At 48.6% G+C, this 26,876-nt stretch carries 21 protein-coding genes; 10 read left to right on the top strand and 11 right to left on the bottom strand.

Annotated features, from left to right (window positions below):
- The first annotated feature begins 101 nt into the window (after window positions 1-101).
- The 4 genes from JJQ72_RS00355 to JJQ72_RS00340 are packed head-to-tail and all read left to right on the top strand — an operon-like array spanning window position 102 to window position 2,627.
- Window positions 102-482 (top strand): hypothetical protein, encoded by a 381-nt coding sequence (locus tag JJQ72_RS00355; protein ID WP_208202377.1) that lies wholly within the window; start codon window positions 102-104, stop codon window positions 480-482.
- Complete coding sequence (locus JJQ72_RS00350) at window positions 472-822, top strand: hypothetical protein (protein ID WP_208202376.1); 351 nt, start codon at window positions 472-474, stop codon at window positions 820-822. The genes JJQ72_RS00355 and JJQ72_RS00350 overlap by 11 nt, the downstream gene beginning before the upstream one ends.
- An 8-nt stretch (window positions 823-830) precedes the next feature.
- A complete protein-coding gene (locus JJQ72_RS00345; RefSeq protein ID WP_208202621.1) occupies window positions 831-2,186 on the top strand; it encodes a glutathionylspermidine synthase family protein in 1,356 nt (451 codons plus the stop codon).
- 36 nt (window positions 2,187-2,222) lie between these two features.
- Window positions 2,223-2,627, top strand: a complete 405-nt coding sequence (locus JJQ72_RS00340) for a DUF350 domain-containing protein (RefSeq protein ID WP_208202375.1) — start codon at window positions 2,223-2,225, stop codon at window positions 2,625-2,627.
- 63 nt (window positions 2,628-2,690) lie between these two features.
- On the opposite strand, the gene JJQ72_RS00335 is transcribed toward JJQ72_RS00340, so the two are convergent.
- The 4 genes from JJQ72_RS00335 to JJQ72_RS00320 all read right to left on the bottom strand — a co-directional run bounded on the left by JJQ72_RS00335 (window position 2,691) and on the right by JJQ72_RS00320 (window position 7,370).
- Entirely contained in the window at window positions 2,691-4,298 is a 1,608-nt protein-coding gene (locus JJQ72_RS00335) for an extracellular solute-binding protein (protein WP_208202374.1), read from the bottom strand.
- Between the two features lie 75 nt (window positions 4,299-4,373).
- Window positions 4,374-5,270, bottom strand: a complete 897-nt coding sequence (locus tag JJQ72_RS00330; protein WP_138226470.1) for a carbohydrate ABC transporter permease — start codon at window positions 5,268-5,270, stop codon at window positions 4,374-4,376.
- Between the two features lie 61 nt (window positions 5,271-5,331).
- Entirely contained in the window at window positions 5,332-6,204 is an 873-nt protein-coding gene (locus JJQ72_RS00325; protein ID WP_208202620.1) for an ABC transporter permease, read from the bottom strand.
- A 248-nt stretch (window positions 6,205-6,452) separates the two neighbouring features.
- A complete protein-coding gene (locus JJQ72_RS00320; protein WP_208202373.1) occupies window positions 6,453-7,370 on the bottom strand; it encodes an NHL repeat-containing protein in 918 nt (305 codons plus the stop codon).
- A 153-nt stretch (window positions 7,371-7,523) separates the two neighbouring features.
- Between JJQ72_RS00320 and JJQ72_RS00315 the strand changes: the two genes are divergently transcribed.
- Entirely contained in the window at window positions 7,524-8,381 is an 858-nt protein-coding gene (locus JJQ72_RS00315; RefSeq protein ID WP_208202372.1) for an AraC family transcriptional regulator, read from the top strand.
- 25 nt (window positions 8,382-8,406) lie between these two features.
- On the opposite strand, the gene JJQ72_RS00310 is transcribed toward JJQ72_RS00315, so the two are convergent.
- Window positions 8,407-9,183, bottom strand: coding sequence for a phytanoyl-CoA dioxygenase family protein (locus JJQ72_RS00310; RefSeq protein ID WP_208202371.1), 777 nt, complete (start codon window positions 9,181-9,183; stop codon window positions 8,407-8,409).
- 130 nt (window positions 9,184-9,313) lie between these two features.
- On the opposite strand from JJQ72_RS00310, the gene JJQ72_RS00305 reads away from it, so the two are divergent.
- Entirely contained in the window at window positions 9,314-10,213 is a 900-nt protein-coding gene (locus JJQ72_RS00305) for an AraC family transcriptional regulator (protein WP_208202370.1), read from the top strand.
- A gap of 214 nt (window positions 10,214-10,427) precedes the next feature.
- Here JJQ72_RS00305 and JJQ72_RS00300 read toward each other — a convergent pair whose 3' ends face one another.
- Window positions 10,428-11,909, bottom strand: a complete 1,482-nt coding sequence (locus JJQ72_RS00300) for a glycoside hydrolase family 5 protein (protein WP_208202369.1) — start codon at window positions 11,907-11,909, stop codon at window positions 10,428-10,430.
- Window positions 11,910-12,296: 387 nt separating this feature from the next.
- Between JJQ72_RS00300 and yhbH the strand changes: the two genes are divergently transcribed.
- The 3 genes from yhbH (at window position 12,297) to JJQ72_RS00285 (ending at window position 15,093) form a co-directional block, all read left to right on the top strand.
- Window positions 12,297-13,448: a sporulation protein YhbH gene (yhbH, locus tag JJQ72_RS00295; RefSeq protein ID WP_208202368.1), complete on the top strand. Its 1,152-nt coding sequence runs from the start codon at window positions 12,297-12,299 to the stop codon at window positions 13,446-13,448.
- Between the two features lie 151 nt (window positions 13,449-13,599).
- Window positions 13,600-14,145: a TetR/AcrR family transcriptional regulator gene (locus tag JJQ72_RS00290; RefSeq protein WP_208202367.1), complete on the top strand. Its 546-nt coding sequence runs from the start codon at window positions 13,600-13,602 to the stop codon at window positions 14,143-14,145.
- Between the two features lie 21 nt (window positions 14,146-14,166).
- Entirely contained in the window at window positions 14,167-15,093 is a 927-nt protein-coding gene (locus tag JJQ72_RS00285; RefSeq protein WP_243895777.1) for an NAD(P)/FAD-dependent oxidoreductase, read from the top strand.
- A 47-nt stretch (window positions 15,094-15,140) separates the two neighbouring features.
- Here JJQ72_RS00285 and JJQ72_RS00280 read toward each other — a convergent pair whose 3' ends face one another.
- The gene (locus JJQ72_RS00280) at window positions 15,141-16,103 is read right to left on the bottom strand and encodes a nucleoside hydrolase (RefSeq protein WP_208202366.1); all 963 of its coding nucleotides are present in this window, start codon (window positions 16,101-16,103) and stop codon (window positions 15,141-15,143) included.
- 142 nt (window positions 16,104-16,245) lie between these two features.
- On the opposite strand from JJQ72_RS00280, the gene JJQ72_RS00275 reads away from it, so the two are divergent.
- Window positions 16,246-17,016, top strand: coding sequence for an AraC family transcriptional regulator (locus JJQ72_RS00275; protein WP_208202365.1), 771 nt, complete (start codon window positions 16,246-16,248; stop codon window positions 17,014-17,016).
- A 119-nt stretch (window positions 17,017-17,135) separates the two neighbouring features.
- Here the strand turns inward: JJQ72_RS00275 and JJQ72_RS00270 are convergent, their stop codons facing one another.
- The 4 genes from JJQ72_RS00270 to JJQ72_RS00255 form a co-directional block, all read right to left on the bottom strand.
- Window positions 17,136-18,113: an aldose 1-epimerase gene (locus JJQ72_RS00270; protein WP_208202364.1), complete on the bottom strand. Its 978-nt coding sequence runs from the start codon at window positions 18,111-18,113 to the stop codon at window positions 17,136-17,138.
- Between the two features lie 169 nt (window positions 18,114-18,282).
- Window positions 18,283-24,018: a CBM96 family carbohydrate-binding protein gene (locus tag JJQ72_RS00265; RefSeq protein ID WP_208202363.1), complete on the bottom strand. Its 5,736-nt coding sequence runs from the start codon at window positions 24,016-24,018 to the stop codon at window positions 18,283-18,285.
- Window positions 24,019-24,061: 43 nt separating this feature from the next.
- Complete coding sequence (locus JJQ72_RS00260) at window positions 24,062-25,198, bottom strand: glycoside hydrolase family 88 protein (protein ID WP_208202362.1); 1,137 nt, start codon at window positions 25,196-25,198, stop codon at window positions 24,062-24,064.
- A 60-nt stretch (window positions 25,199-25,258) separates the two neighbouring features.
- On the bottom strand, window positions 25,259-26,791 hold the full coding sequence (locus JJQ72_RS00255; RefSeq protein WP_208202361.1) for an extracellular solute-binding protein: 1,533 nt from the start codon (window positions 26,789-26,791) through the stop codon (window positions 25,259-25,261).
- Between the last annotated feature and the right edge of the window lie 85 nt (window positions 26,792-26,876).

The following is a 26,876-nucleotide window of genomic DNA, read 5'->3' as shown; positions in this document are numbered from 1 at the left end:
TACATTGGAATGAGGAGAAGTCGGCAGAGGCACGGGAAGCACTTCATACAGGCTCTATATCACAGGATGAGCTGTTTATTCGGAAGCTGGTGGACAGCACCATGCTGGAGGACAAGCTCTTCGTGCATTTATCCCATGAACAGGACGACCGGGAGGGTGAGCTTATCTATGTAGTGCCATACAGCGAAGCCGCACCGGAAGAGTACGGCTCTTCCATTGAAGACAGCCTGACCCTCTTTCTTCATCGGGGGACCCACTTCTCTTCAGGGCGCCTATTCTACTTCATCTGGGACAAAGAGGCCTTTCAGGAACCCCAGGCTCGATTTCCCACGCCGACATTTCATAAGGATGCCGCCGCAAGTCTGTTAAATCATGATCTGGTATTCGGCGGCTTGACGTATGAAATACTGTACAGCATCTATGTTCCTCGTAAGGACGTGGTGCTGCTGTTCATGAAGGAGGCAGAAAGCCATGAACAATAAGAAGCATCGCTCCGATCTGCCACAGCCTTCGGCTGAATCTCAGATCCGTCAGACGACTCCCGGATCCAAAGCACGGCTGGCTGCGTTTGCGTTGATGCTGACCGTCCCAGCCTCTTTAAGCGGCTGCGGACAGTCTACTTCCTATGATGACTGCGATCCCAATCTGGAATACTGCGAATATGACTCCTCTGGCGGCTATTACTACTATAATGGCGGCTCCGGAGTCTATTACGGCTCAGGCAAACCGCTGACGCGTACGCAGAGCGAGGCTATTCGCTCCTCTGGCAGCTCCAAAGGCTTTGGCAGCGGAGGCTCCAGCGGCGTCCGTTCAGGAGGGTAGCTCCATTGATGAATACCGGGCGCCACATCTTTCCACTGCCTGCATCCCAGCAAGAGGTCTATGGCTATGCTTCCTCTGACACGGTCCCTTATCACCGGATGTACGGTAAAGCCTACTGCCTTCCTTCTGTCGCTATATATAGCCCTGAAGAAATAGAGGTTCTTAACGAGGCCTCTCAGATCATGGACCAGATCTTTCGCAAAGCACTTTCGTTTGCCCAGCAATATTTACCGGATCACTATTTCATCGAACAATTGGGCATCCCGCCTGCTGTCCTGCCATTGGCCAGACAGCCTGCGCCAACAAACGGCATTACGCGGCAGGACTGGATTCTGGGAGAAGCAGGACCGAAGCTGATTGAGATGAATGCAGATACGCCTACCGGGATTCCGGAATCAGCTTTCCTGGAGAGACATGTACTGCACCATTTTACCGATTTCAAGGGTCCCTCTGAGCACCTTGCGCAGCTGCTGAAGGAAGAGCTGTGTGCCTTTGCGACACATGGTATTCATGCTGGCTTTCAAGGTCCTGTAGCGTTTAGCTGCTATGACTGGCATGAGGAGGACCGGCACAATACGCTGTATTTGATGAGCTTGCTGGAAGGGGCCGGCATTCCCGTGCTTTATGCCCCTCTTGAGGAGCTGGAAATTATCCCGGATCACGGCTTGTACCATAAGGGACAGCGCATTGAAATGTGGTATCGCCTGTATCCATTAGAATATCTTGTGCATGACCGCGATGAAGATAACGGGGTTCCTGTCGGAGAAGCTTTGCTCCGACTGGTGCAGCAGAACAAGCTCTGTATGCTGAATGCCGCACCGCATCTCGTCCTGCAGAGCAAGGGCTTTCTGGCTACGGTGTGGTCCCTGTATGAACGAAATTTACAGACCGCGGAATATTGCGGATTTACGCTTTTCACCGATCAGGAGCTTGCCGCGATTGAAGCCTATTGTCTCCCCTGCTACTTCACGCCCCAGCCCTTCTTGCAATCCGGGACCGATTATGTCGCCAAGAGCTATTGGGGACGGGAAGGCAAAGGCACCGCGATTATGTCTTGCGAGGATCGACAGCAGCCTCTCACTTACGCCGGCAGAAATGTCAAGACGGCGCTGGAGGAAGAGGAAACCGAGGAATCAGAAGCTCCTGAAGTGCTGGCTTATTACGAGAATCAGCCCAAGATCTATCAGCAGTACTGGGGTATGCCTGCTGCCTCTGTAGAAACAGAGTCGGGAAGCTTCAATGGTTATTTGTTAACGGGTGTGTTCATCATCTCCGGCACCTTCGGAGGATTATTATCCCGCATCGGTGACAAGATTACCGGAGACGGTGCTTATTACTGTCCTGCTGCGATTCACCCGACTTAACACTTACTATGATTTTATGGAAGAGGAGGTTATCACTTGGATCATTTTTTACTGGATGGCTTGAACGTGCTCATCGGGCTGTGCATTATCCTGATCGTGCTTGCAGCGGGCTATTTCGTATTCAGCACCCTGACACGCTTTGACGACCGCAAGCAGATTGCAGCAGGGAATCAGGCAGCCGGCATCTATATGGGCGGCAAGCTGCTGGGTCTGTGCATCATCGTCGCGATGGTGTCCTACAGCTCACATGACTGGCTGCAGATGATCATCTGGTCCGTTGTCGGTATTGCTGTGCTCTGCCTGGTCTATCTGATCTTTGACTGGATTACGCCGAATTTCAAAGTGTGTGAAGAGATCGAGAAGGGCAATACCGCTCTCGCAACCCTTCTGCGCTCTATTATTATCGGTGTGTCTATTGTGATCGGCACCTTTTTAATGTAGGACTGAACAATACAGACCCTGATCCTTGGTAGAAGGAGGATCAGGGTCTTATATGATTTAAGGCTATTTCGTCGCCTGGTATCGCTCATATTGAGCTCGCTTTATCTCCAGGTAACGCTGCGCACCCATTTGGTCCAGTGTTTTCACATAGTTGTCCCAATCTGCATCCAGACTTAGGGTGCCTGTTATAAACTTGACGCGCATCTCTTCAATATAACTATTAATGTCGGTCATAATCGGATCGATCTCCGAGGTTTCGGCATCGGTTGGCGCGAAGTTCGGCCAGATCTCTTCCGGCTTGAACTTCTCAAGCTCCGCAAGATCTGCATTGATTTCCTGATCCACAGTCGTTCCTTTTACAGCGGTTCGCAGCTCTACCGGCGGTTCAAGATATGGATAAAAGCCACCGTAGACGTTGTCCACATATTGAAACGCTCCCAGCTGCATGCCCCCTTCATAGTTACGAATCTCGTCAATATATTGCGGCTTGCCATCGACCATTGTGTAGGTTTCTCCCTCCAGGCCGAGCGTACCGAATGTGGAGCCCTCTTCTCCATAGAAGTAATCGACCCATTTGATCGTTTCTTCCGGATGCTTATTCACATTGGTAATAATAAAGGAGGACATCCCGCGGACCGGATGATCAAGCCAGTTCATCACTTTATCGCCGCCTGGACCTTCCAATGCGTTAATGCCGGAGTAATGGTCGCGCACCTTGTCACCAATATAGTCGGGAACAACCCAGGAGAAGCCGCCTACCAGATCATTCGCGCCATCTGCCACCCATTGGGCATACTCAACCCCTGTAAATGTTTCAGGATGAAGCAGCTCTTCAGCGTACAGACGGTTCAGATATTTCCAGACGTCTCGAAATTTCTCATCATTGAATATGAGCTTTAATTGACCGTCTGAATCCTTGTAAATCCAATTCTCGGATGCTTTCAAGCCGCCGTTCCCCATACCAAAGCTTCCATAAAGCTGTCTCTCCAGTGTCCAACCGACGCTTCCGGCAGGCATATACCAGCCGTGCTCATCGTTCGGATCTCCATTCCCGTTGGCATCCTGTTCTTTAAATGCCTTCAGCGTGGTATAGAGCTCCTCTGTAGTCTTGGGCACGGACAGCCCCAATTGATCCAGCCATTTCTCGTTGATGTACAGCCGCAGTGAGGAATACGGAATGGATTCATCCACATACGGCAATGAATAAATACGTCCATCCGGCATCGTTAACGCCTGCTTGATACTCGGGTCGGTCTTGAATAAATTGCTTAGATTAGGGGCATGCTCCTCGATGAGCTCATCCAGCGGCAGAAACAGGCCCTGCTTTCCGTACTTTGAAATCTCCCCATGGGAGAAGCCAATCTGGTAGAAAGCATCCGGCAGATCATTGGAAGCCATGATGATGTTTTTCCGTTCTCCTAAACTGGCTCCCGGAATTTCTTCCCAGTCGATATGGACGCCCGTCATCTCCTCGTATTTCTTCCACATCCATAGATCCTTAGAGGCCGGTCTGACATCGTTGTAGCCCATTCTCGCAAATTGAAGGGAGATTCCATCTGCAGAAGCATCTTTGCTGCCGCTTGCCTCCTTCGGTTTCGGTTCACTGCAGCCGGAAAGAAATACCGACACTACCAGGGTTACTGTCATCATAAAGGTTTTTGGCTTTCTCATTACAAATCTCCCCTTTGCTAACATGTTTTTATCTCCATAAAAGATGAGAATTACAGCATTCATCTTTTAGCAAGATCATCCCTTGATCGCTCCTACCAAAATTCCTTTTTCAAAAAACTTTGAAAGAAGCGGATAAATGATGAGCAGTGGAAAAGTAGAGACCACGACTACCGCGTATTTCAACCCTTCCTTGGCCATCAATCGCTGGGCATACTGCTCATCCACAACAACGGCAAGCATTTCATTCATCTCGTTCTGAATCAGAATTTCTCTTAAGATAAGCTGCAGCGGGAACAAGTCACGATCGGATAGATAGATCATGGCTTCGAAATAGGAGTTCCAGTGCCCTACACCATAGAACAAAACCATGACCGCAATAATCGGTGTGGACAGGGGCAGCACGATTTTATACAGCAAACGGAAATCGTTGCAGCCATCGACATGGGCGCTGTCCTCCAGCTCCGGCGGAATTCTCATCTGAAAATACGTTCTCATAATGATCAAATTAAATACGCTGATGGCTCCCGGCAGAACAAGCACCCAGATGGTATTGACAATGCCCAGCTGCTTGTTAACCAGGTAACTAGGGATCAATCCGCCGCTAAAAAACATCGTAAAGGTGAAGATAAAGGTAAAAAAGCCTTTTCCGTAAAAGGATTTTCGGGATAATGGATAGGCACCTAGCGTCGTCATTACAATATTGATAAAAGTGCCTAGAAAGGTATATAGCAGGGTGTTCCCATAGGCGTTCCATATATCCTTGTTCTCAAACACTTTCAAATAGCTTTCAATGTTGAAGCCCTTGGGATACAGCAGCAGCTGTGCTTGGAACAATTGCCGCGGATCGCTCATAGAGGCGAACAGCACGAAAATTAGCGGATATAAAATGATGGCCGTAAACATGAGCACGAGCGTGACGTTTGCTGCATCTATTATCTTTTCTGTCGTTGTTCTTTTAATGTTCGTAATCATCCCTCTTCCTCCCGTCCTTCGTATGATTCAGACCTTTCCATGAGGTGTAGAGTCGTGCCGCTTACCAAAGGCTTGTTTCACTCACCTTTCTGGCAATGGAGTTGACGACCAGCAGGATCGAAAAGTTAATCACGTTGTTGAACAGCCCGATGGCAGCCGAGAAGCTGTATTGTGCATTTAAAATCCCGGATTTATAAACATAGGTGGATATCACTTCAGAAGTCTCTTGATTTAATCCATTTTGAAGGAGCAATATTTTTTCATGCCCAACGCTCATGATGCCGCCCACGCTCAGGATGGAAAGGATAATAATCGTCGGAATGATTCCCGGTAGGGTCACATGCCAAATGCGCTGCAGCTTGCCTGCTCCATCGATGTAAGCGGCTTCATATTGTTCGGGCGAGATGCCAGCCATAGCTGCCGTGTAAATCAGAGACGACCACCCGATGCTCTGCCAAACGCCAGACCAGACAAAGATGTGCCAGAAGCTCGCAGGGTCTGCCAAGAAATTCTTTTTCTCACCGCCGAACATTTCAATTAAATTATTTATCAACCCGTTCGAAGAGGAGAGAAAGAACAGGATCATACCCACTACAACCACTACGGAAATAAAATGAGGCGCATATGAAATGGTCTGGGTAAAGGTTCTGAGCCTTTTACTTCGGATCTCGTTGAACATTAGTGCCAGAATGATCGGCAGCGGAATACCGATAATAATGGTGTACAAACTGATGGCAACGGTGTTGCGCAGGAGTCGTTCAAAGTAAAACGAGTTAAAGAAGCGTTCGAAATGAGCAAAGCCCACCCATGGACTATCCAGGATCCCAATGCCGGGTAAAAAATCCTTGAAGGCGATAATTACACCATACATGGGCCAGTACGCCCAAATTAAAAAGTAGAGGACTGCGGGAAATATAATACAGTAGAGCCCCATATTTTTTTTCAGTTTCTTTTTGACACCTGAGAAGCTGTTGTTAGGCGTTGGCAGGTTTGACGTCCATGATCCATCTTTTTTCAAACCCTCTTCCTCCTTCCTATATTTAAAACGCTTACATCTATCTTTATAGAACGCTTACATTTCTTAATATGGAGCCTGATCGCTGCACCACCACAGCAAGCCGGAACGAAAGACTCTGCCCTGAGTCTTTCGTTCCGTTCACTTGCCGCTTCCGTAGCTTCTGCTTATGACTTTCTTACCAGCTTTGTCACTCTTCCATCTTCAATCCATTCTGCAACATATAGATTTCCTTCCCGGTCGGCGCATACCCCATGAGGTGAACTGAATCGGTCTGGACGATAATAAGATTTGGGCAAATTCGGCCATCCCTGCTGTTTGCTTGCTTCCGGATCATCACCAAGGTGAGCAATCAGCTCATCGTTGCGGTCCAATATCGTAATGCGGCTCAACAGGTCTGGAAAGATGATCTCATCTTCAAAGAAATAAAAGCTGCAAGGCATCTTCATCTCCGCCGTAATCAAGCGCTTAGGTTCCCCAGCCATGGTAAACACCTGAATCCGATTGTTGCCGCGATCGGCTACATATAGCTCTGGCTCTTCGCCGCGAAGATTTACCGAAATACCGTGAGGGCATGTAAGCTGACCCATCTCAGATCCCGTTCCTCCCCAAGATCGTATGTATTTTCCATCCTTGTTATAGTGATGAACATAGCTTTGTCCATAGCCGTCAGCAATATAGATATCTCCGTTTGGTCCTACGGCGACATCCGTCGGAATAAACGTCCGCTGCTCGTCATAGATTTCCGGCAAGTCGGGGGTCCCGATCCGCAGCAGCACTTCACCTTCAAGCGTTGTCTTGGCTACCAGATTCCGCTCGGTATCCGTAACGTAGAAATGCTCTCCTTCTTCATCGCGGTGCAAGTAAAAGCCATGTGCTCCGCCCTGAAACTCTTCTCCCCAAGAGGTCATATACTCTCCGTTTTCGTGGAAGACCGCAACGGAGGGACTGCCGGTATGGAAAACATAAATCCTCTGATTTGAATCCACTTCAATGCCATGCGTATAGCCGAAAGACATTCCCTCCGGCAGGCAAGCCCATGAAGATATGACTTCATATTTTCTGGTTTCTGTTCCGATCCGCATACTCTGATTCACCTCTGTATCTAATTTCGCCTACCTGTTCATGTAAACATACAGAGACAGCCATTGACTTCTGAAATCTTATCAAATAGGATCAGAAACAAGAAAAGGCAGGACTGCCAAGCATGGAAATGTGAACAAAGGAGGGCTCATTGGATGTCTAAAAAAAACGTAAGATGGACTTATGAAAATGCTCACACCCATCCAGGTGTACCTGAGCTTCTGCTGCTTGGATACGACCGCTTTCAGGAAGCAAATGGCTTGGGAGACCATCAGCATGGCAATTGCTATGAAATCGTTTACGTCGAAAGCGGCAAGGCGGCTTGGGAAGTGAATGGAGAAGCCTATACGACTCACGCCGGCCAGCTATTCCATACACGTCCCAATGAGCTTCATCGAGGAATGATGAATTTCATAGAGCCCTGCACCATTTGGTGGATGATCTTCAGTAACCCGGAGCCTCATGTCCCTTGGCTGGGATTAGCTCCCGAGGATATATCGCATATCTCTCAGCAGCTCGCTGTATTACCCCGAACGATTGAATCGGATCCCCAAATCCGGAATACATTCCGTAAGCTTAGAAAAATTCTGGAGTCTCCCACTTCCATGGGCGCCTTAATGACTCGGCGTTATATGATAGATATTTTGTTATTGCTGTTGAACCCGCCCGTCAGCTGCTCTATATCTGAAGATATGGTCCAGGCGATTCACGCGCTGATTGATCATATTGACAAAGAGCCGGGGCTGCGGTGGACCAATGCACAGTTAGCGCGCGCTGTGGGTGTTAGTGAATCTCATTTTTATCGATTGTTTCGCTCTGTTCACGGGCAGTCCCCAGCCAGCTTCGTGATTCGAACCAAAATGGAGCATGCTTGCCGAAGATTAGAGAATACCGATACACCGGTCACCTCTATTGCCATGGAGCTCGGCTACGAAACCAGCCAGCATTTTGCAACAGCCTTCAAAAAATACAAAGGCGTGACGCCAAGAGAATGGCGGTTAAGTAAGTCTTAGCTTGTAATCCTTGATGCTCTCGAGATTACATCCACTTCTCCGATCCCTGAAAAGGCATGTGCTCTCCAGGTATGAATTTCGGTTTGGATGAATACTCGTTAATGCCTGCAGTCGCTTCTCCTCTCAATAGAAAAGCGCTTGGCCAAGGCTCTGCCGTAATGCGGGTAGTGGCAGGAATATACCGAATCGTCAATCCACACCGGCGGTGAGGCGAATGGTTGGGCTCTGACCCGTGAATGATGTTGGGATGGTGGATGGATACGCCTCCAGCTTGAAGAACGATATCTTTAGCTTGGGATTCATCCACAAACGCCGGATCAACCTCATATTCCAACACATTCGCAATATCATCCCGTTTGTTCATTTGCTTCAAATCCTGCTTATGCGTGCCCGGGATTACTCTTAAGCACCCATTCTCAGGTGTCGAATCGTCGATCGCCAACCAAAGCGTAACGACATTCATGGGCTCTAGCGGCCAGAATGCTCCATCCTGATGCCAGAGCACGGCCTTCCCGTCGAATGGCGGCTTACAAATATAATGTGAAGCAAAGAGCGCAATATCCGGCCCGATAAACTGCTCTGCAATATTCAGCAATCGATCATCACTCACCAAACGGATCCAGAAGGGGTCATTTCTCATCAAGTCCGTATGCAGCTGCTCCGGACGAAGTCCGGGGTTTTTTTTCATCAGCCAATCCACATGGCCTTTCGCTTCTTGAATCAATTCATCATCCAGAACCTTTGGCAGTCTGACGTAGCCCTCCTGTTCATACTGGGCTTTGATGGATTCGGTGACGTTCATGCTTCTCACTCCTTCTGAAATTTATGGTGGAACTCCAAATACAAGATCAGTATAGTATGGGTACTAGCGAAAATCTTTGAACCCAGATGACGTATTCTTGCTTTTTTTCAGCAGAAGGAGGTCTGATTCTATGGTTGATCCGGAATTTTCAAGATATTTGAACTCATACTCGCAGCAACTGACCGGAAACTCCGTTTCCTTTAACATCCATTACTGGGGAAGCATGCTCCATGATGACCACCCTGTACATAAACATGCCTATTTTGAACTGTGCTACGTCACAAGCGGCTCAGGCACCTATCATGATGACGGTACCTGCTTTGCACTGACTGAAGGCTCTATGTTTCTGTCCCGTCCCGGAATGTGGCATAGAATCCAGGGGGACTCAGAACACGGAATCGGGCTCATTTATGTTGCCTTTGAGCTTGAAGCTCCTGCTGCCTCCGAGCATGTTGCTCAGCTGAATCAATACTTGATGAGCCCAGACAACGTTTACTTTAAAGATGCCCGCGAGATCGCGATGGGGAAATTGTGGTGCTTGCTCTCATCTATGGCCACCCCTCAAACCTCACTGCCAGAGGAGATTCTTCCGTCACTGTCCTACTCGCTGCTGGCAGCCCTCCTGGAGCACTGCGCCGCACCTTATCACCAGGGGAAGCAGCTTCCGGTCTCTGCAGCTGTGCAAGAAACTTCTCTTCTGCTGCATCAGGCGAAGCTATACATACGGGACAATATATCCCTGAGCATCCGCTCGAAGGAGCTCGCTGCTTACTTGCATATATCACAGCGGCATTTGATTCGTTTGTTCACAAGCGAACTGAATAGGTCCCCCTCCCAATACATCCGAGAGGAGAGAATTCGTATCGCATCTCATTTACTGAAGACCTCTTTACTAACCGTCCAGGAAGTCGCTGAGATTACCGGATTCAGCTCGATTCATCACTTCACTCGCTTGTTTAAAGAGGTCAAAGGCTTACCTCCTGGACTCTATCGCCGGAACCGCGCCCATTCCTCAGGAGGTGTCACGTAATATGAAAATGATCGAGCTCAGGTCTTTGTGCAGCACAAGCAGCTATGACCGATGTAAGTTGAAATGATCCGCCATTCCTACGGAATATTGAAAAAGCTGAAGCCGCCCCGGGCTCGTTAGGGCGGCTTCAGCTATTTGTATATGATTCACTAACTTGGGGCGGTTCCTACCATTCTGCGAAGCTTCCATCCTCATGAAACACATGCGGTGTTCGTTACTCTATTGTAATATTGTCTACATATAATGCTGAATTACCACTGCTGTTAGAAGAAGTGAACTCAACGCCGAGCTCCTTAACCTCACTCAGATTGGGAACAGAAGATAACGATATAGACAATGTAGTACCGGAAGACGCATTGATTTTAACACTGCTGCTCTCATACCAAGTCCAGCCTGAGCCTGATTTTAAATAAATTTTGGCATAGATCCCACTGCCGATATTGCCCCAGCCCGCATGCTTTACGGTTGCTTTTAATGCTGTCTTACCGCTGAAATTTTGGCTCTGCGTTAAGCGAAGACTATGCTTCGAATTAGGAGCCAAATTCACACCTGCCTTCAGGGAACGGCTTCCATTGGAAGCCCATTCGGTAACAGACCACGGTCCACCTGAAATACTAGTACCTGTCCAGTTTTGGATACCGCTTTCAAAATCATAAAGCGTTGCTGCTGATTCAGATCCTCCATTAGATCCCCCACCATGACTTCCGCCGCCATAAACACCACTGATGACCGAAGTTGCTTTTATGCCATTGGATCCGTGTACAATCGTATTTCCCCAAGCTGTAAGACTTGTTCCCGCCCAATCTTTAGACAAATCCAGATAAGCCCACGTCGATGAATTTCCTTTCCACGACCAAGCCAGCCAGCCCACACCTTTCTGCTTGGAGTAATTCAAGATTGTAGCTTCATCTACATCTCCATCCGTATGCTTATGACCAAATTCGCCAATTACTAAGGCTAACCCTTGATTGATGACGCCATTTATATTTGATTGAACTGTGTTGGCATTCCCTCCGGCATATTCGTACATATGAATAGAAAACATTGTGTTTTTCAATGGATCTGCGTTAAACACCTCCATACCATAATCATGGATAGATTTCGGATATTGCCCCCAACCAGCTGAATCCACCATGAATGTATGGGTCAAGCCTGCATTCCGAAGCTGAGGAATAACCTGCTTATACCCATTAGCCCAGCTCTTTCCATCCCATGTTCCATACCATTCATTGGCTATGTTAATAATAACGGTATCCTCATGCCCAATGAGTGCATCCTTTATACTAATCCAGTAATTGACAGCATTATTTAGTGAACCCTGATCATCTTTTCCTGTGGTATCATGCACCTCTAACACCGCAATCAATTTGTTCTGCTCCGCCAAAGAGATGATGTTGCTAACTGTATTTATATCATCCTTGCTATATTGGCTTCCATTAGACAAGACAATTCTTACTGTATTGGCTCCGGTAGCAGCAATCGCTGGGATTGCAGTTGAAAGCTGATCCTTATACCATGAATGGGCATGATTAACTCCTCGCATAACAAAGGGTTTGTCGGTCGCATCATACAACGTGTTACCGCTTACATAAAATCCACTGGCCGCACTGACTTTTTGTGGAGAAGAAAAAGCCAAAGTTCCCATCGCCAGAATGAAACATAGAAACAGCAGGATGTTCTTATTCAACATAGACATAAATAATTAACCACCTTTACTCAAGGATTTTATTTTGAATCCTGTTCAGGATCAAAACCGGTTGTAAGCGCCCTCATAAAAATTCATGAGTCATTTGTTACTACTAAAATATCACAGCTATAACAAAAAAAACAATGCTTTTAAGTAAAATTTAGTTTATTTTATTATATTTTTTAGCTATTTAGTTAATAAATTTTAGTTAAAATAAGTGAATACATATGTTTATGATAGGACCTATTTTAAACTAACTAAGTTTCCCCTCTCGTATAATTACATTATAATTTTCCCTTGTTCCTTAATAACAGCCTTATCATACCCCTTGCGTAGACGCATACACTACCTACAAGACACGTTTTTTGGGGTCTAGCTCAAGCAGGAGGTGGACATATGACGGAGGGCTCTTTTATCGTATCCAGAGAAGACTGGTCTCTTCACCGTAAAGGTTATCAGGACCAGGTTCGCCATCAGCGCAAGATCAAGGAAGTCATCAAGCAGAACCTGCCGGATCTGATTACCGAGGAAAATATTATTATGTCTGACGGCAAGCAGATCATTAAAGTGCCGATTCGAAGCCTGGATGAATATCGTTTTATTTATAATCATCAGAAGCAAAAGCATGTGGGTCAAGGAGATGGCAGCAGCCAAACCGGCGATGTGCTGGGAAGGGATCCCGCACAGCAGCAGCCGGGACAGGGAGAGAAGGCTGGTGACAAGCCCGGTCAGGACGTCGTAGAAACCGAGGTCGATCTCGAGGAGCTGGAGAACATGCTGTTCGAGGAGCTGGAGCTGCCCCATCTGCAGCCGAAAGACAAGGAGCAGATCGAAGCGCCATCTATCATTTTTAATGACATCCGCAAAAAAGGGATCATGTCCAACATCGACAAAAAACGTACCATTCTGGAAAATCTGCGGCGCAACGCCTCCAGCGGCCGGCCCGGTATTCATCATATCAGTCCGGACGATCTTCGCTACAAAACCTGGGAGGATATCGTCATCCCGGAATCCAATGCGGTCATTATCGCAATGATGGATACCTCCGGCTCCATGGGAACGTTTGAGAAATATTGCGCACGAAGCTTCTTCTTCTGGATGACCCGCTTTCTGCGGCGGCAATATGAGCATGTAGAACTCGTATTTATCGCGCATCATACAGAGGCTAAGGTTGTGACGGAGGAGGAGTTCTTTACCCGCGGTGAAAGCGGCGGAACGATCTGCTCTTCTGCTTATATCAAAGCACTGGATTTAATTCAGCGGAATTACCCGCCGTCCAAGTACAATATATACCCCTTTCACTTCTCGGATGGAGACAATCTCACCTCTGACAACGAGCGCTGCGTCAAGCTCATTAGCGAGCTGCTGAAGGTGAGCAATATGTTTGGCTATGGCGAGGTCAATCAATATAACCGCAGCAGTACGTTGATGTCCGCCTATAAGCACATTCAGGACAAAAAATTTATTTTTTCAATTATTAAAGAAAAAGATGAGGTTTATAAGGCGCTGAAGACGTTCTTCCATAAGCGGGAGAGCCCGGCGACATAAAAAAATCAAGAAGCCCGGTCCGGCAGGAGATCGGGCTTTTTGGCGTGACTCGCAAGCAAAACGGGAAAGGTTGTAACATCTACTTGACCTGAATCGTTTCTTTGTTGTATCATTTGTTACACAGATGTAACAAAAAAGAAAGGGGATTTCATTGAGCAAATCAAAAGCCAAGATCATTGAAACCGCGATCCAGGTTTTAAGTGTGGATGACTCTGCTTCTTTAGAAGATATTGCGGATGCAGCTGGGGTCAGCAGAATGACGCTTCATCGGAATTTTCACAATAGAGAAACGTTATTTAAAGAAATTCATGAAGCCTTGATCCAGCAGACGCTGTCCATTTTTAAGCAGGCCCAGGAAAAGCACACGCATCCGGTTAAACAGATGGAAGACATTATCAAGACCCATGCAGGAGTCAAAGGATTTGTTCTTCTGATGAAAGAAAACCGGGAACACGAGGACCATGACCCGAACACCTGCAAGTTCTCTGAAGTCAACAAAGCACTTAGAGAGCTTATTCAGCGCTTACGGGACGAGGGCTTGATCTCTCCGGAAATCCCCAACTCGTGGGTGTTTCATATGTATGACGGCATTCTATATACAGCCTGGGAAACCATGTATACCGGCTCTGTGGCTCCGAAAGAGATTCCGCGCCTCGCCTGGAGCACATTTAGAAAAGGCCTGCTCATCGAGCAATAATCGCAGTGAAAGGAAGTGTACATGATGAGTGAAAAGATTGTTGACTGTATCGTAATTGGAGGTGGACCGGCTGGACTCAGCGCAGCGCTGGTCTTGGGACGTTCCAGAAGAACTGTACTTGTTATTGATGGCAATCAGCCTAGAAACAGTGTGACTCGTGAATCGCACGGATTTTTGAGTCGAGACGGAATTCAACCGGAAGAGTTCAAGCAAATATCATTAGAGCAATTAAAGAAATACCCTAACGTGCAGTATCACCAGGATTTCGTAGAGCGTGTTGTCAAACAGGACCATGGTTTCAAAGCTGCTACTGCGAAAGGGAACGTATACAAAAGTAGAAAAGTTATATTGGCAACGGGGATGAAGGATCATCTGCCTCCCATTCAAGGCCTTCAAGAAGTGTACGGCACCTCTGTCTTTCCATGCCCTTATTGTGATGGCTGGGAACGCAGAGATGCCCGGTTCGCTGTATTCGGAAATGAAGAATGGCTGATGCATTATGTAAAAATGATTTACCACTGGAGCCATGATCTCATTCTGTTTACGAACGGACCCGCTGCATTAACCTCAGCCGAGAAGAAAGACCTTGTAGATCATCATATTCAGCTCGTGGAGTCTCCCATTGTGAAGCTTCAATCGACAGATGGACAATTAGAGCGTGTAGTCGTAGAATCGGGTGAGTCCTTTGAAAGAACCGACGGATTTATACTGGATACCGGGGAAACACAGGCTAGCGATATCCCTTCCCAATTAGGAATACCGCTGAACGAGATGGGCGGATGTATCGTTGATGAACATGGAGAAACAAGCATCAAGGGATTGTATGTCATTGGCGATGCTAAGCATGTTTTTTCCGGATTAATCATGGCTGCTAGTGAAGGATATGAGCTGGGAGCCACGATCAATGGTGAGATGGTGATTGAAGACTGGGAGCGCACGAAGGGATAGATCGCTGTTAAAAAAAGCTCGACCCCGCCGCGGATCGAGCTTTTGACTTATTGAGATTTCATGTTCATCTCTTCTGCCGTTAGGCTGCTTAGCTTAATGCGCTGAAATAAATCCCGGAACACCTTGTCGCGATCCATGTCGCGCACATATCGAATCAGATGCCTGTGAGGATCAATAGACCAGCGCAGCTCATCTGAAATATGCGGAGCAGGCATCAAGTATGATGGTACCTGGTCCGGATCATTTAGCCAGGCAATTACAGATATATCCCAGATCACTCTCGAATACGCATAATGATCGGAATTCGATCTATGGAACGTGTCATACAAATATTGTCCCAATTCACCATGCGGCTTCACATACTCCCTCAGCTCCGAAAGTGTTGTCCGAAGATTCGAGGCTACTCCTAGACAAGGGATGAGCACAAGGGGCACCCCGCAGTCCAGCAGCAGACGGGAAGCATGTAGATCCTGCTGCAGATTAAACTCATGAGTATGAGGCCATTCAATCGCATTTCCGCCAAGCCATATAACGACCATCCGTTCAATGATGCGGGGCTCCATTAGAATTGCACTGACTACGTTCGTAATAGCGCCTATTGCAACGACATACAGAGGCTCTTCCACGTCGCTTGCCATCGCACGTCGAACCAGATCTTTGGCAGCCTCACTATCAACCGGCATATCCGGTTGCGGCAAATACTGCTCTGATCCCTGATAAACAGGAATCTCCTCTCTGCCTGTAATGCGTAATATGTTCAAAATTTCCTCATAGCTCTTCATCATGCCTTCCTTGGGGGTAGATGCAAGCTCGTTGGAGAACGGGGCAGCATAGAGCGCCTCGATCTTTATTCTCTCTTGTGACAATAAAGCGTACACAACTGCAAATTGATCGTCAATCTCATTGTAAGTATCCGTATCCATAACGATCCTGGTCTGTTTGTGACTCGGCGGTGTTAATCGTTCTACCAGAAGCTTCTCCGACAATGACGGAAACACAGATGAATTCATAGCATTTAACCTCCAGATTATTAAAGTAATTGGCTTGAGCATGTTACAATAGACTCAGTCTACATTGATCCTTGGCAGCAAAGTATCCTGATGTGGTTGAACTATAACAAGAATTGGCTGAGTTGATTACGGAGGAGTAAGGATGAACGTCAATACGAATTTTTTCTATCAAACGGTTAGGCAATCCCATGAAAATATTCCCGATCATAGCCATCAATGCTACGAGCTTGTGTACTACTTCAATGGCAGCGGATTATCAAGGATCGGAGAAACAACCCACAGATATCACCGCGGACAATTTGCCTTTATTTATCCACATACACGTCACAGCGAGTTTCATTTTGAAGACACAGAGGTTATTTTTTTCGGATTCACATGCTCAGGCTTACCGCAATTCCAGCTGCCTCCGGAGGGTATATATAGAGACAACTATAAATGTACCTTCTTGCCGATCATCCAGGAGATCACCTTAGAGATGGATCGTCAGCGTCCACATTATCGACAGATGATTGATGTGCTGGTACATAAAACGATACTTCAACTTGGCAGGCTGGCAGGGCAGGACGGAACGCAGCCGCATCATGACGCCTTAAGCTTTGCCCGTGCATATATTGACGAACATGTTACGCAAAAAGTGGACATTGCTGCCTTAGCCCGTCAAACGGGCTACAGCTATGATCGATTTCGTCATCTGTTCAAGGAGCAGACCGGTGCTTCACCAGGTAGATACATCCTGAATCGACGTTTGGCCCTGGCTCAGCAGCTCCTTCAGATGAGTCAGCGTCCAATCTGTGAAATCGCCCATGACTGCGGATTTAGCCATGATTCGCAGTTCTGCAGCCTATTCAAAAGAGAAACGGGATACACTCCCAAGCAATATCGGGACAAGACAAAGAATCACGTACAAGCCTGATTCTGTTTAGCCCCCTCCAACACAAAGACGCAGGACTGCATAAGCTCCCTGCGTCTTTGTGTTCTGCACTCCCATCTTTCCATCTTTCCATCTTTCCGGTAACACGTCCACGTTGACCGCTAAATATCCTCTACCCACATTGAAGTTTCAAACGCAAGCTGCTCGCCTGGTCCAATGCCCCGGGCTCCTGTCATGTCCGCAGGATAGGGAAGGTTAAACGCATCGGTAAGGCAGGAGTAAGGCTCCAGGCAGATCGACTCCGACCAGTTGGGACGGAAGATCAGCAGATACGGAAAGGTCTCTCCGAACTGGTAAGCGATGGTGTACCCCTGCTCCTTAAGCTGAAGGCGGCATACACGCTCTGGAAGCTGCTGAAGCTCCAGCATTGCGGAGCCGAGCGGGGTTATCTCATGCAGCGGCATCCCCTGACGCAGCTGCGCTGCAAGTGCTGTATCCTCTGGAGGTCCGGTCACAAAGGTAAAGCGGGTGATCGGCCACTCTCTCGCTGCCGGAGCTTGCAGCACCCCATCTCCTTGCTCCAGCCTTGGAGTATAGAAGTAAGGGTGAAGCCCGAAGGCAAATGGAGCCTCATCCTTTCCCTCATTATGAATCGTACCGCCCATGTGCAGCTGCCCCTCCCGCAGTGAGAAGGTCATCCTGAAGCTTAACGGATGCGGGAAATAGGTCAGCATATCCTCATGATCGGCATAGCGAAAGGAAAGCACAATATAGGCTCCTTTATCATCAGAGCTCCCCCGCTCCACGACCTTCCACTCCCGGCGCGACAGCTCACCATGGAGATGTCGGTCGGGCTCCTCATTAATCGGCAGCTGATAAGTTCGGCCCTTGAATGTGAATCTGCCGTCCTGTACACGATTAGGTGGAAAAAGAATCGGTGTTCCGTACATGGTCTGACCCTCTTTTAGCTGCGCTACGGAGTCCGGTGCCGCCAGGATCTCGCGCCCGTTAAGGTTTAACGAAATCAGGTTACCGCCGAGCTCCGGAACAATCCGGGCCCGGTCTCCTAGCTGAGAGTCCCGAAGCTCCACGACAGAGCAGCCGTCCTGCTCAGCAAATACAATCTCATAACGATCCACACCACATCTTCCTCTCCAAGGGCTGAACCGTAAGGAACAGCATCTGCTGTCCTTCACCCTTCCCCAGCCACTGCTAAATTCATCTATTGTAGTATAGTAGCTGGAAAAAGGGCTGACAAGATGTTCCATAGCCAGTCTGGCATCTGCTGCCGAGCCATCAGCGCTAAAGCTACTCCTGAATAAAGGCCAACGCCTTCAGCAAGCGATGCAAGGTTACGGCTGCTTCTCCTCGCGTGGCAGGCTCTGCAGGTGCAAATCTAGCTCCCTGCTTACCTTGCATCAAACCGGTCTGGGCCGATATAACTGCTGCTTCATAAGCCCATGGATTAATCTCAGCAGCATCCTCCCAATCCTCAAGCTTCCATGACGCCTGTGAAGCCACTGCTTCATTACTCTCAACATATTGCAGAGCACGTACCAGCATCACGGCCATTTCTTCACGGGTGATGGTCTTGATGGGCTTGAAGCTGCCATCTGTATACCCGGCAATCAAGCCTGCCGTCGTTCCGGCTGCAATCGAAGCAGCATACCAGTCTTTCTCCTGGACATCGCTGTATTTACGATCTGCCGGTTCACTGGACAATCCAAGCCCGCGCACCAGCAGCGCGTTAAATTCTGCACGGGTCACCGCATGATTCGGTCGGTACGAGCCGTCCGGATAACCGGAAGTCAACAGTCTTGCCGATAAGGATAGAACCTGCTCCTTTGCAAAATGTCCTTTCAAATCGCTATAGGATACAGCAGGAGCCTGGACGACGGTGTAAATACTGTTTCCATCCCGCTTTAACTCAGCGAACAGCCTTCCTTCTTCAGAGTGCATCTTCGTCGGCACATAGGAGAAGGAATTACTGTCAGGCTCATAAAGAACCCCAATTGCTTTCGTCGATGCATACTGTGGGTCCAGCTCAATGTACCGGGACATGTAGTGACCCGGGAAGCTGTTCAACTCCACCACTTGATCCCCGGCAACCGCAGTAACGTTAAAATCAATTGCCGGAGCTATCACCTTCAGTCCACTGCGGTTGGCGGACTCCTTCAACGGATTCCACGCCGCACCCTGCAAGGTCTCAATAGAGACTTGAACATAGACAGGTTCTAATGCCTTGAACTGGTTCGTCACCGCAGACCAGTCTATCGCATCAAGACGGAAATCATAGGCTGCCGAATCGGTTCTAAACGATATGATCAGTGAATTTAGCTCTTTGTGCATTAGCATCAGAGCTTCTAATGACAGTCCGGCTGCCTTATCGGAGGCTTTCCCATCCAGATTAATTATGAGCTTTCTTTGATCTGCTGGCATTTGCTTCAATCGCTTCACAATCTGAATCACATTATCCCTGCTGTTTAAGTCCGGTACAATGGCAGGCTCATCCTGGATCGCTGTGACCATGATCTCCAGCCCTTCGCTGCTCTGCTTCCACTCTTCCGCGTCTGTACTGCCTGTAACTGGAGGTGTGATTACCGGAGGTGTCGGAGGCAGCACAGGGTCTGTTTCATCGCCACCCTTTTCTTCAGCTTCTTCCTCGGTTTCTTCTCCAGCTTCTTCCTCCCGCTCATATTCAAAGAGCAGAACAGGACCATACTTGGATTCGCGGCTGGAGACTGCAACCAGCGCTTCCTGAGTCATCGGGCTTAAACGGAAACTGATCCACGGCTTCTCCTGTTCCAGCTGCTCCAGCACATAGGAAGTCACATCAGCAGTGACCCACCTCATCGTTTTATCGAAGGAGATGTCGCCAGCCTTCATGCCCAGTCCCGGTGCATTGGACCAGTTTACGGTCTGCTCATTCCAGGCACTATCGGTTCCGTAAATTTCTGCTTCATATGACTGATTTCCAAGCACTTCATTGGGATCATCCTTCACACTTCCGTATAGCTTGAGAATCACTTTATCCGGCTTCTCCGTGACGGCAGACACATCAAATTTCATAATTGGAAGCCTGATATAGTCCGCACCCTGCGGGTTGGTAGCCTTCATCGGCAGCTCCGGATCACCTCCGTAGCTGCTCGTGCTGTACTGTCCTCCACGGAGGTAGCTGTCTGCCGCTGCCGGAATTGAAGCCTTGCTTGGATCCGTAATCGTTACCGGTATGCGTACTGATTTTGTCGTTTGGAAGACTGTGGCTTCTACTCCAATCACTGCATTTCCTTCACCAGTTCCAGTCAGGACACCACTGGAGTCAATCTGTACCACTGAAGGGTCACTGGTAAAGTAGCGGGTGGACGGCAATTGTGTAACTTCGGCCTCACTGAGATCGCTTAGCTGCGCCTTCACACTCCACGGAGACGATTGATTCACCTGCAGCTGCTTCACACCCTCCACAGTCAGGCTTTTCAAGGTCACATGATCATGGTCAGGGTGATTTACCCCCTCAATCTGCACTTCGGTCAGGCTGTTCCATCCGTTTGAAGTGTTTCCATAGCCGACAATACGGACATACCGGGCATCAGCCGGACTGTCGAAAGCGAATGTTTCCAGCTCAGAGGTGGTTCCGCCACTGCGTCCGCTATATACCTTGGTATAATTCACTCCGTCCAGAGATGTTTCGATATCAAAAATCGTTTGTCTTAAATGTCCGTTAAAGAAAGCAATCTTGATTTCTTCAAGAGTCTGCGGAGTCTCGCCCAGGTAGTAACGAATCCATTGCGGAGTATTATTCTCCGTTAGCGCCGACCAGCGGGTAGCCAGGCTGCCATCAAGTGTATTCTCCGGAACATTCCCGTCAAAACCACTGGCGGTTACAACCAGCTGCTTGCTGATCGCATAATTAAAATGAACCTGATACGTTCGATCGTCAAGAGATCCATCCTTTGACGATACAGTGATCACTGCAGTGTCCGGAATCGCTGCGGCCTGCTGAATCTCAATCTCAATATTCTGATCCATACTCTCAGCCGTTACATTCGGTGCTTGAAGCACATCATCTGCTACAGTAACGTCGTAGGTGTATTGTCCCGGCGCAAAGTCGGGCAAGACTGTACCTGCAACCGACAAACCGCTCAACTGAGCGGGCAAGTCAGTGTGAAGTGACCATTGATCCAGATCCACAACCGCAGGCAGCTCCTCCGGAATGCTCTCGCCTTCCCGCAAAGGTACAAACCAAACGGCTAGCTGCAGCTGCTCTACATCCTGAGCATGAATGGCCAGCTTCTTGATGCCGGAACGGTCATATTCACCACTGCCAGAGGTATCCGGAGACGTCAGAAGCGGTTCAGCATCACGAACCGTAAACGACATTCCATCACGCGGTGTCAGGATACGCGCGTACATTCGCTTGTCACCTAACGTAAGCACGGCGGATTGTCCATCCTCGGCCACCTTCACGTTAGTTCCTGTATGCATAAACCACCAGATCTCGGAGGCTTCAGTCAGTTCCAGCTCATCCTGCAAAATGACCTGTCTGCGATGATCAAGCAGCTGAATGCCCCGCTTCACCTGTCCGTTTGTATTTCGGACCTCTTCATAGACCGGAGTAAGATCGGTAATTGCGAACGCTTCATCATCGTCACTGGCTAAAGAATCAATGACTGCAGTTCCAAGCAAGGTCTGCTCTTGCCCCATGCCTGGATTAATGACCAATACATTCTGCCCTTCAGCACGTTTGCGATAGTAGTTCCAGCGCTTTCCTTTCTCACCTTCATCAAAATAATTCGGAACCGCATAGCTGTCGGCACCCAGCTCTTCTGCCCATCTGACGCCCAGTGCATCCATTACGAACGTTCCGACATCAAGATCACTGTGGGTCACATGATTACTTCCCGCCTTGAGCGCAACATAGGTTGCATCCGGCTGCTCCCATCCGCTGCGGAAGGAGACACTCTCTACATGGCGGAAATAATTATCCAGCGGCAGTTCTGCTTGTATCGGATTCCATGAAGGAGCTCCCGGCTTATAATAAATCAAATCCTTATAATCTCCGGCTGAAAGATTCTTATCTCTCCAGCCGTTTAGCGCGGGTTCATTGTACTGGTCTGCAAGCCAGTAAAATTCTGCTGAACGTACAGTGCCATTCCCCGCATCTCCGAAGTGAAATGACTTGTCCGTCGGTCCAGTCATATAAATCGGGAAGTAGCCTGTATTGCTGATGCCTGGAAATTCCTTCAGCCCAAATGTTGTCCCTACAGCAGAGTCCAGGGAGGCCATGTATTCTACAAGGTATTTGATAGAGTAATACCAGTAGGTTACACTTTCCACCCAGCCGCCATCCGGTTCAAACTCGGCTAGCGCAATTTCCATCGAAGCGAGGCCGCTGTCGATAATTTCCTGGGCAAGCTGTGGCAACTCATCAGCGATTGCCAGAGCTCCCATACCAAGACCGCCATTCGCGACCAGGTTCCAATTGCTTTCTGTAGTGAGCCAGCCGTGACGGTTCCAGTCACCGACGGCCCCACGATACGTCTCCAGCCCTACATATAAGCCTTTATTCAGCAGCGCATTTCTTAATGTAGTCCGCTGTTCGGCGGACAGGTAATCGTACAGCCAGTCGTAACCGATTGCCATCGCTGCTGTCATTTCAGCAGTATCGAGAAAATGTCCTGGATTCCAGTCCGGAAAAGCCGCTGCAGCCTGTAATTCTTTCCAGGCACGCTCGGCGTAGACAGCCTGCCCTTCCAAACGGTACACCGTTGCCAGCAGCATGACACGTTCTTTCACGGAGCGGCTGACAGGCAGCAGCTGATCAGCTCCAGCTTTGTTATACGTATTCACCGGAGCGGATAGAAGCCGATCCGCGTCAAGCTTCACTTTGGCATACCAGTCTGCATAAGGAGCCTCTGTTAAACGGCTTTTTATTACATTCCAGTCTTCCCGAGTCACAAGAAGACGGGGATGCTCCAGCTTCAGAGTACTTAACCGGCTATAAAGGCTTAAATCAACGGCACCGGCAATGTTTTCGGTAATGAGCTCTTTAGTAATGACAGGGCCATGAGCCCCTCTAATCGTAGAAGATGCAATTCGAAAGCGGTTGTCGGCACCTTTCAATTCATCCTGTAGTGAAATGACAAGTGTATTCCCTTCCGCGATCACGACACTGTCTTGCTCTCCTAATGGAAGGAATTGATCTCCTTCACGGGCGAGCTCAATGCCATTCTTTACATCAGAGGCATGGGCGACAATGTCCCCGTCGAATAAAAGCGTAACTTCCTTGAACCCTGCTGCTATCTGCGCAGCGCGATAGACCGGCGCTGCATCCCCCCCTGAACCCGGATCGGTTCCGTTGTCCGGATCAGGTTGAGGCTCTGCTGCACTTGGCATATAAGTTACGGTAAGCCGCGGTTCTTTGTCAGCGCTTTCAACAGTGCCTTCATCCTTGGAGTACAAGTGAGCGAAATCACGGTTTATCCCGGCAAGCATAAAGGAAGCTGTTTGATCTCCGGCATGCTCAGCTGCAATGTAGGCGGTTGTATCCCATTGCATCACTCCACCTGGCACCACCGCAGCTGCCGGAGAGACCAGGCTTCCCAGGGCATGTCCTGAATTCCAGGTCATCTCTGATTCGCTCCACTCATCTCCAAGGCCTTCACTAGTCGCATACAAGGCAATCTGCTGATTGGACGAGGAGCTGGGTTTAACATGCATTTCAAGGATCGCTCCCGTAATCTCGCCTGAAATACTGCTCAGATCAAATTTCAGCAGGGCTCTGCGCTTACCGGGCTCCCAATCATGCTCCCGGACTGTCAATTCCCGTTCATTAAAATTACGTTGGCGTTCATCCACATTGGAGTCATGATGCGCTGAAATATAAGTATCATGAGAGGCGATCAGGCTTTGCACGACAGATTCCTGGGGCTGTTCATCGTCACTGTACACAGTAACAGAGCCTGAAAGCATGGGCGGCAATGCCAGGCAAGCGGTGAGGAGAAGCGCGGTCACTTGCCGCGCTTTCCGTTTCAATTTTGGATTCATTGTTGTCCCTCCCTAAATAATCAATGCTATTAAATTTTGTTCATCACCAGTATTTAGACGTTTTCCCTGCCAGAAAGGCCACAGCCTCTGCAAAATAATAATCTCCGTATATAAGCGAGCTGTCGATAAATTCTCCCTGGGTCCGATGCTGACAGGCATGAAGCAGCAGGCCCTCGTGCTCCGGATGATCCTTCGTCGAATAGTGCTCATACAGCGTATGAATGATCTTTTCCGCCCTCTGTTGATATTGCTCCTGCAAAGGTTTATCCACTACAGTAGCAAGCTCTAACAGACTTGCCGCAAATACGGCAGCTGCGGATGTATCAAGCGGCTCCTGACCTGGATTTGGCACCGAGAAATCCCAAGGCGGGACGTCCTGGTCACCGGTTAAAGACAGATACCGGTCAGCCAGCCGCTGAGCCAGCTTCAAGTACTTCGAATCCTTGGTATAGCGATACAAATACGTATAACCGCCAACGGCCCAGGCCTGACCCCTTGACCAGCAGGAGTCGTCCGCATATCCCTGTACAGTCCTTCCTCCTATACGGGCTCCCGTCTCAGGATCAAATACATAAGAATGAAAGGTGGTATCATCCTGTCGTACAATCGTTTCTGCACAGGTATCCGCATGGGCAACAGCCGCTTCGTAATATTCCAGTCTGCCGCTCACCTCATAGGCCCACATCAGCATCGGGAGATTGTACATACAGTCAATTATAATCCGGCCTTTATTCTCCTCACTAAACAGGTCGCCAGGTGTCCATACATTCCATGCCTGAATAAACTTACCTTGAGCATTGTAGCGTTGAAGCAGCTGATCTGCCGCATCCAGACCGATCGTTTTCGCTCTCTCATTACCGGTTAGCTTGTAATCAGCTACGAAAGAAAGCTGATACAGAAACCCGATGTCATGATCCAGCGTTAAAGCCTGCTCATATAAGCGCTTTTCCAGTGTGATCGAGGCGCCGCGGGCAGAATATAAAAAATCCTCATTGTTGGTTGCTTCGTAACAGAGCAGCAGCATGCCGGTCCAGAAGCCCCCCGTCCAAAAGCCATCCTGAGCAAATTGATACTCCCCATCTACCGTTGCTGTCGGCAGCTGGTTACCGAAGCGTTCCGCATTTTTAGCGGTCTTCACCGTAATAAATGTCAACATATCCTCATAGCTTGCCAATGTCATATCAGATCCTCCTGCAATAGAGGGATCAATCGTTAACGATTGATCCCTCCTTCATCCTTCTTACTTCTTGTTATCGTTGTACCAGGTCGTGGCTTCCTCGATCCATCCCGGATACTGGGCTCTCCAGTCTTTAATGAACTGGTCAAACAGGTCCGGTGAATCATTGTTCAGAACAATTTTAGCGGCGACTTCATAAAAGCTCGTATCAAAGTTGTCCAGAATCGTGCTGTTAGGCATGCCTACAGCCGGATTCGGAATGCCTTCTTCTCTTGCAATTTCAAAGGCCGCCTTACGCTTCGCTGCAGCTTCCGGGCTCAGCTTCGTCTGCTCAATTTTTTCGTTGTAGCCGTGCATCTTAAAGATCATCTCACGCCATGCATTAGGCTGATCCTTTTCTGCATTGTATACGTACTTGTCACCCTCGACAGTATACGTATCGCCTTCAATTCCCATTTCCGTAAAGGCTTGTCCTTCTTCGCTCTGCAGCCAATCCAGCATTTTAATGACGGCTTCCGGATTTTCAGAGGTCTTGAAGATGGTATACGTTTTCAAGATTGGAATGTGCACGCGACCTACAGGACCGTCATAGCCTGCACCCTGCGGTGTAGGAATAGCGATGACTTCAGGCTTCTCATTCGGCAAGGCCTGGTTCAAATCATCCTGCCATTTCCAGGCTAGCTCGGCAACATGGTTCCAGGCTCCGACCGTGCCGGATTTGATCTTCTGTTCCCAGTTGGCGCGCTCGTTGGTCAAGAAATCGGCATCCAGCAGCTTCTCCTGATACATAGTCTGAATAAACTCAAGCGCATTCTTCGTATTAGGGTGCGCTGCAGAATGAATGAGCTCATCTTCATAATAAGCGAAGGTACCGAGCGGCGGATTCACACCCCACATGCCAAAAATATTGTCTCCCCAGGCGAAGTTCTTTCGCATGGTGAATGGAATTTCATCCTTCTGACCGTTATTGTTAGGATCCCCGTCACGGAAGGCGCGCAGCATCTCCAGAAATTCATCTGAGGTTTCAGGCACGTCCAGACCCAGCTTATCCAGCCAGTCCTTGCGCACATAGATCAGACGTTCCGCGGAAGCGTTACCAACCTGAGGCTGCGGTATGGATATAATCTGGCCATTGACTGTTACCGCGTCCCACGCTTCTTGCGGAATGTTCTTCTTCAGGTTCGGACCGTATTGATCAATCAGATCGTTGAGCGGCAGCACCATGTCTGCTTCCATCAAGCTCGCGCTAGGAAGACCGCCAAAATTCATATACACATCCGGATATTCTTGAGCGGCAAATTTCATGTCCAGATTCTTCGTGTAATCAGCATGTGGCAAATACTGAATATCCAGCTTCGTATTGGTCTTCTCCATCATGTAATCTGTGGTAGGATTGCCGCCGGCTGGAATCTGTTGGCTGAAATCCGATACGAACATCGTAATTTCAACAGGTCCCTGAGATTGCTCAGTTTGTGCGGTCCCAGTATCACTGCTCTTGCCTTTGTCTGCCTGCTCTGTCGTCGTACCAGAACTGCAGGCTGCAACCGTAAATGCTGTAATTACAGCAAGCATGGACAAATACATTTTTTTGTACATTGTTGTTCCCCCTGTTTAGTAAATTAGATTTATATATAAAGTGTACTTCGGCGGAGCGCTCCGGCCGAGGTTCAGCTTCATACCG

This window comes from Paenibacillus sp. F411, assembly GCF_017582705.1.
Lineage (GTDB): Bacteria > Bacillota > Bacilli > Paenibacillales > Paenibacillaceae > Paenibacillus_AQ > Paenibacillus_AQ algicola.
Note: the sequence above shows the minus strand (reverse complement) of the source record. Positions and strands in the feature narration are given on the sequence as shown.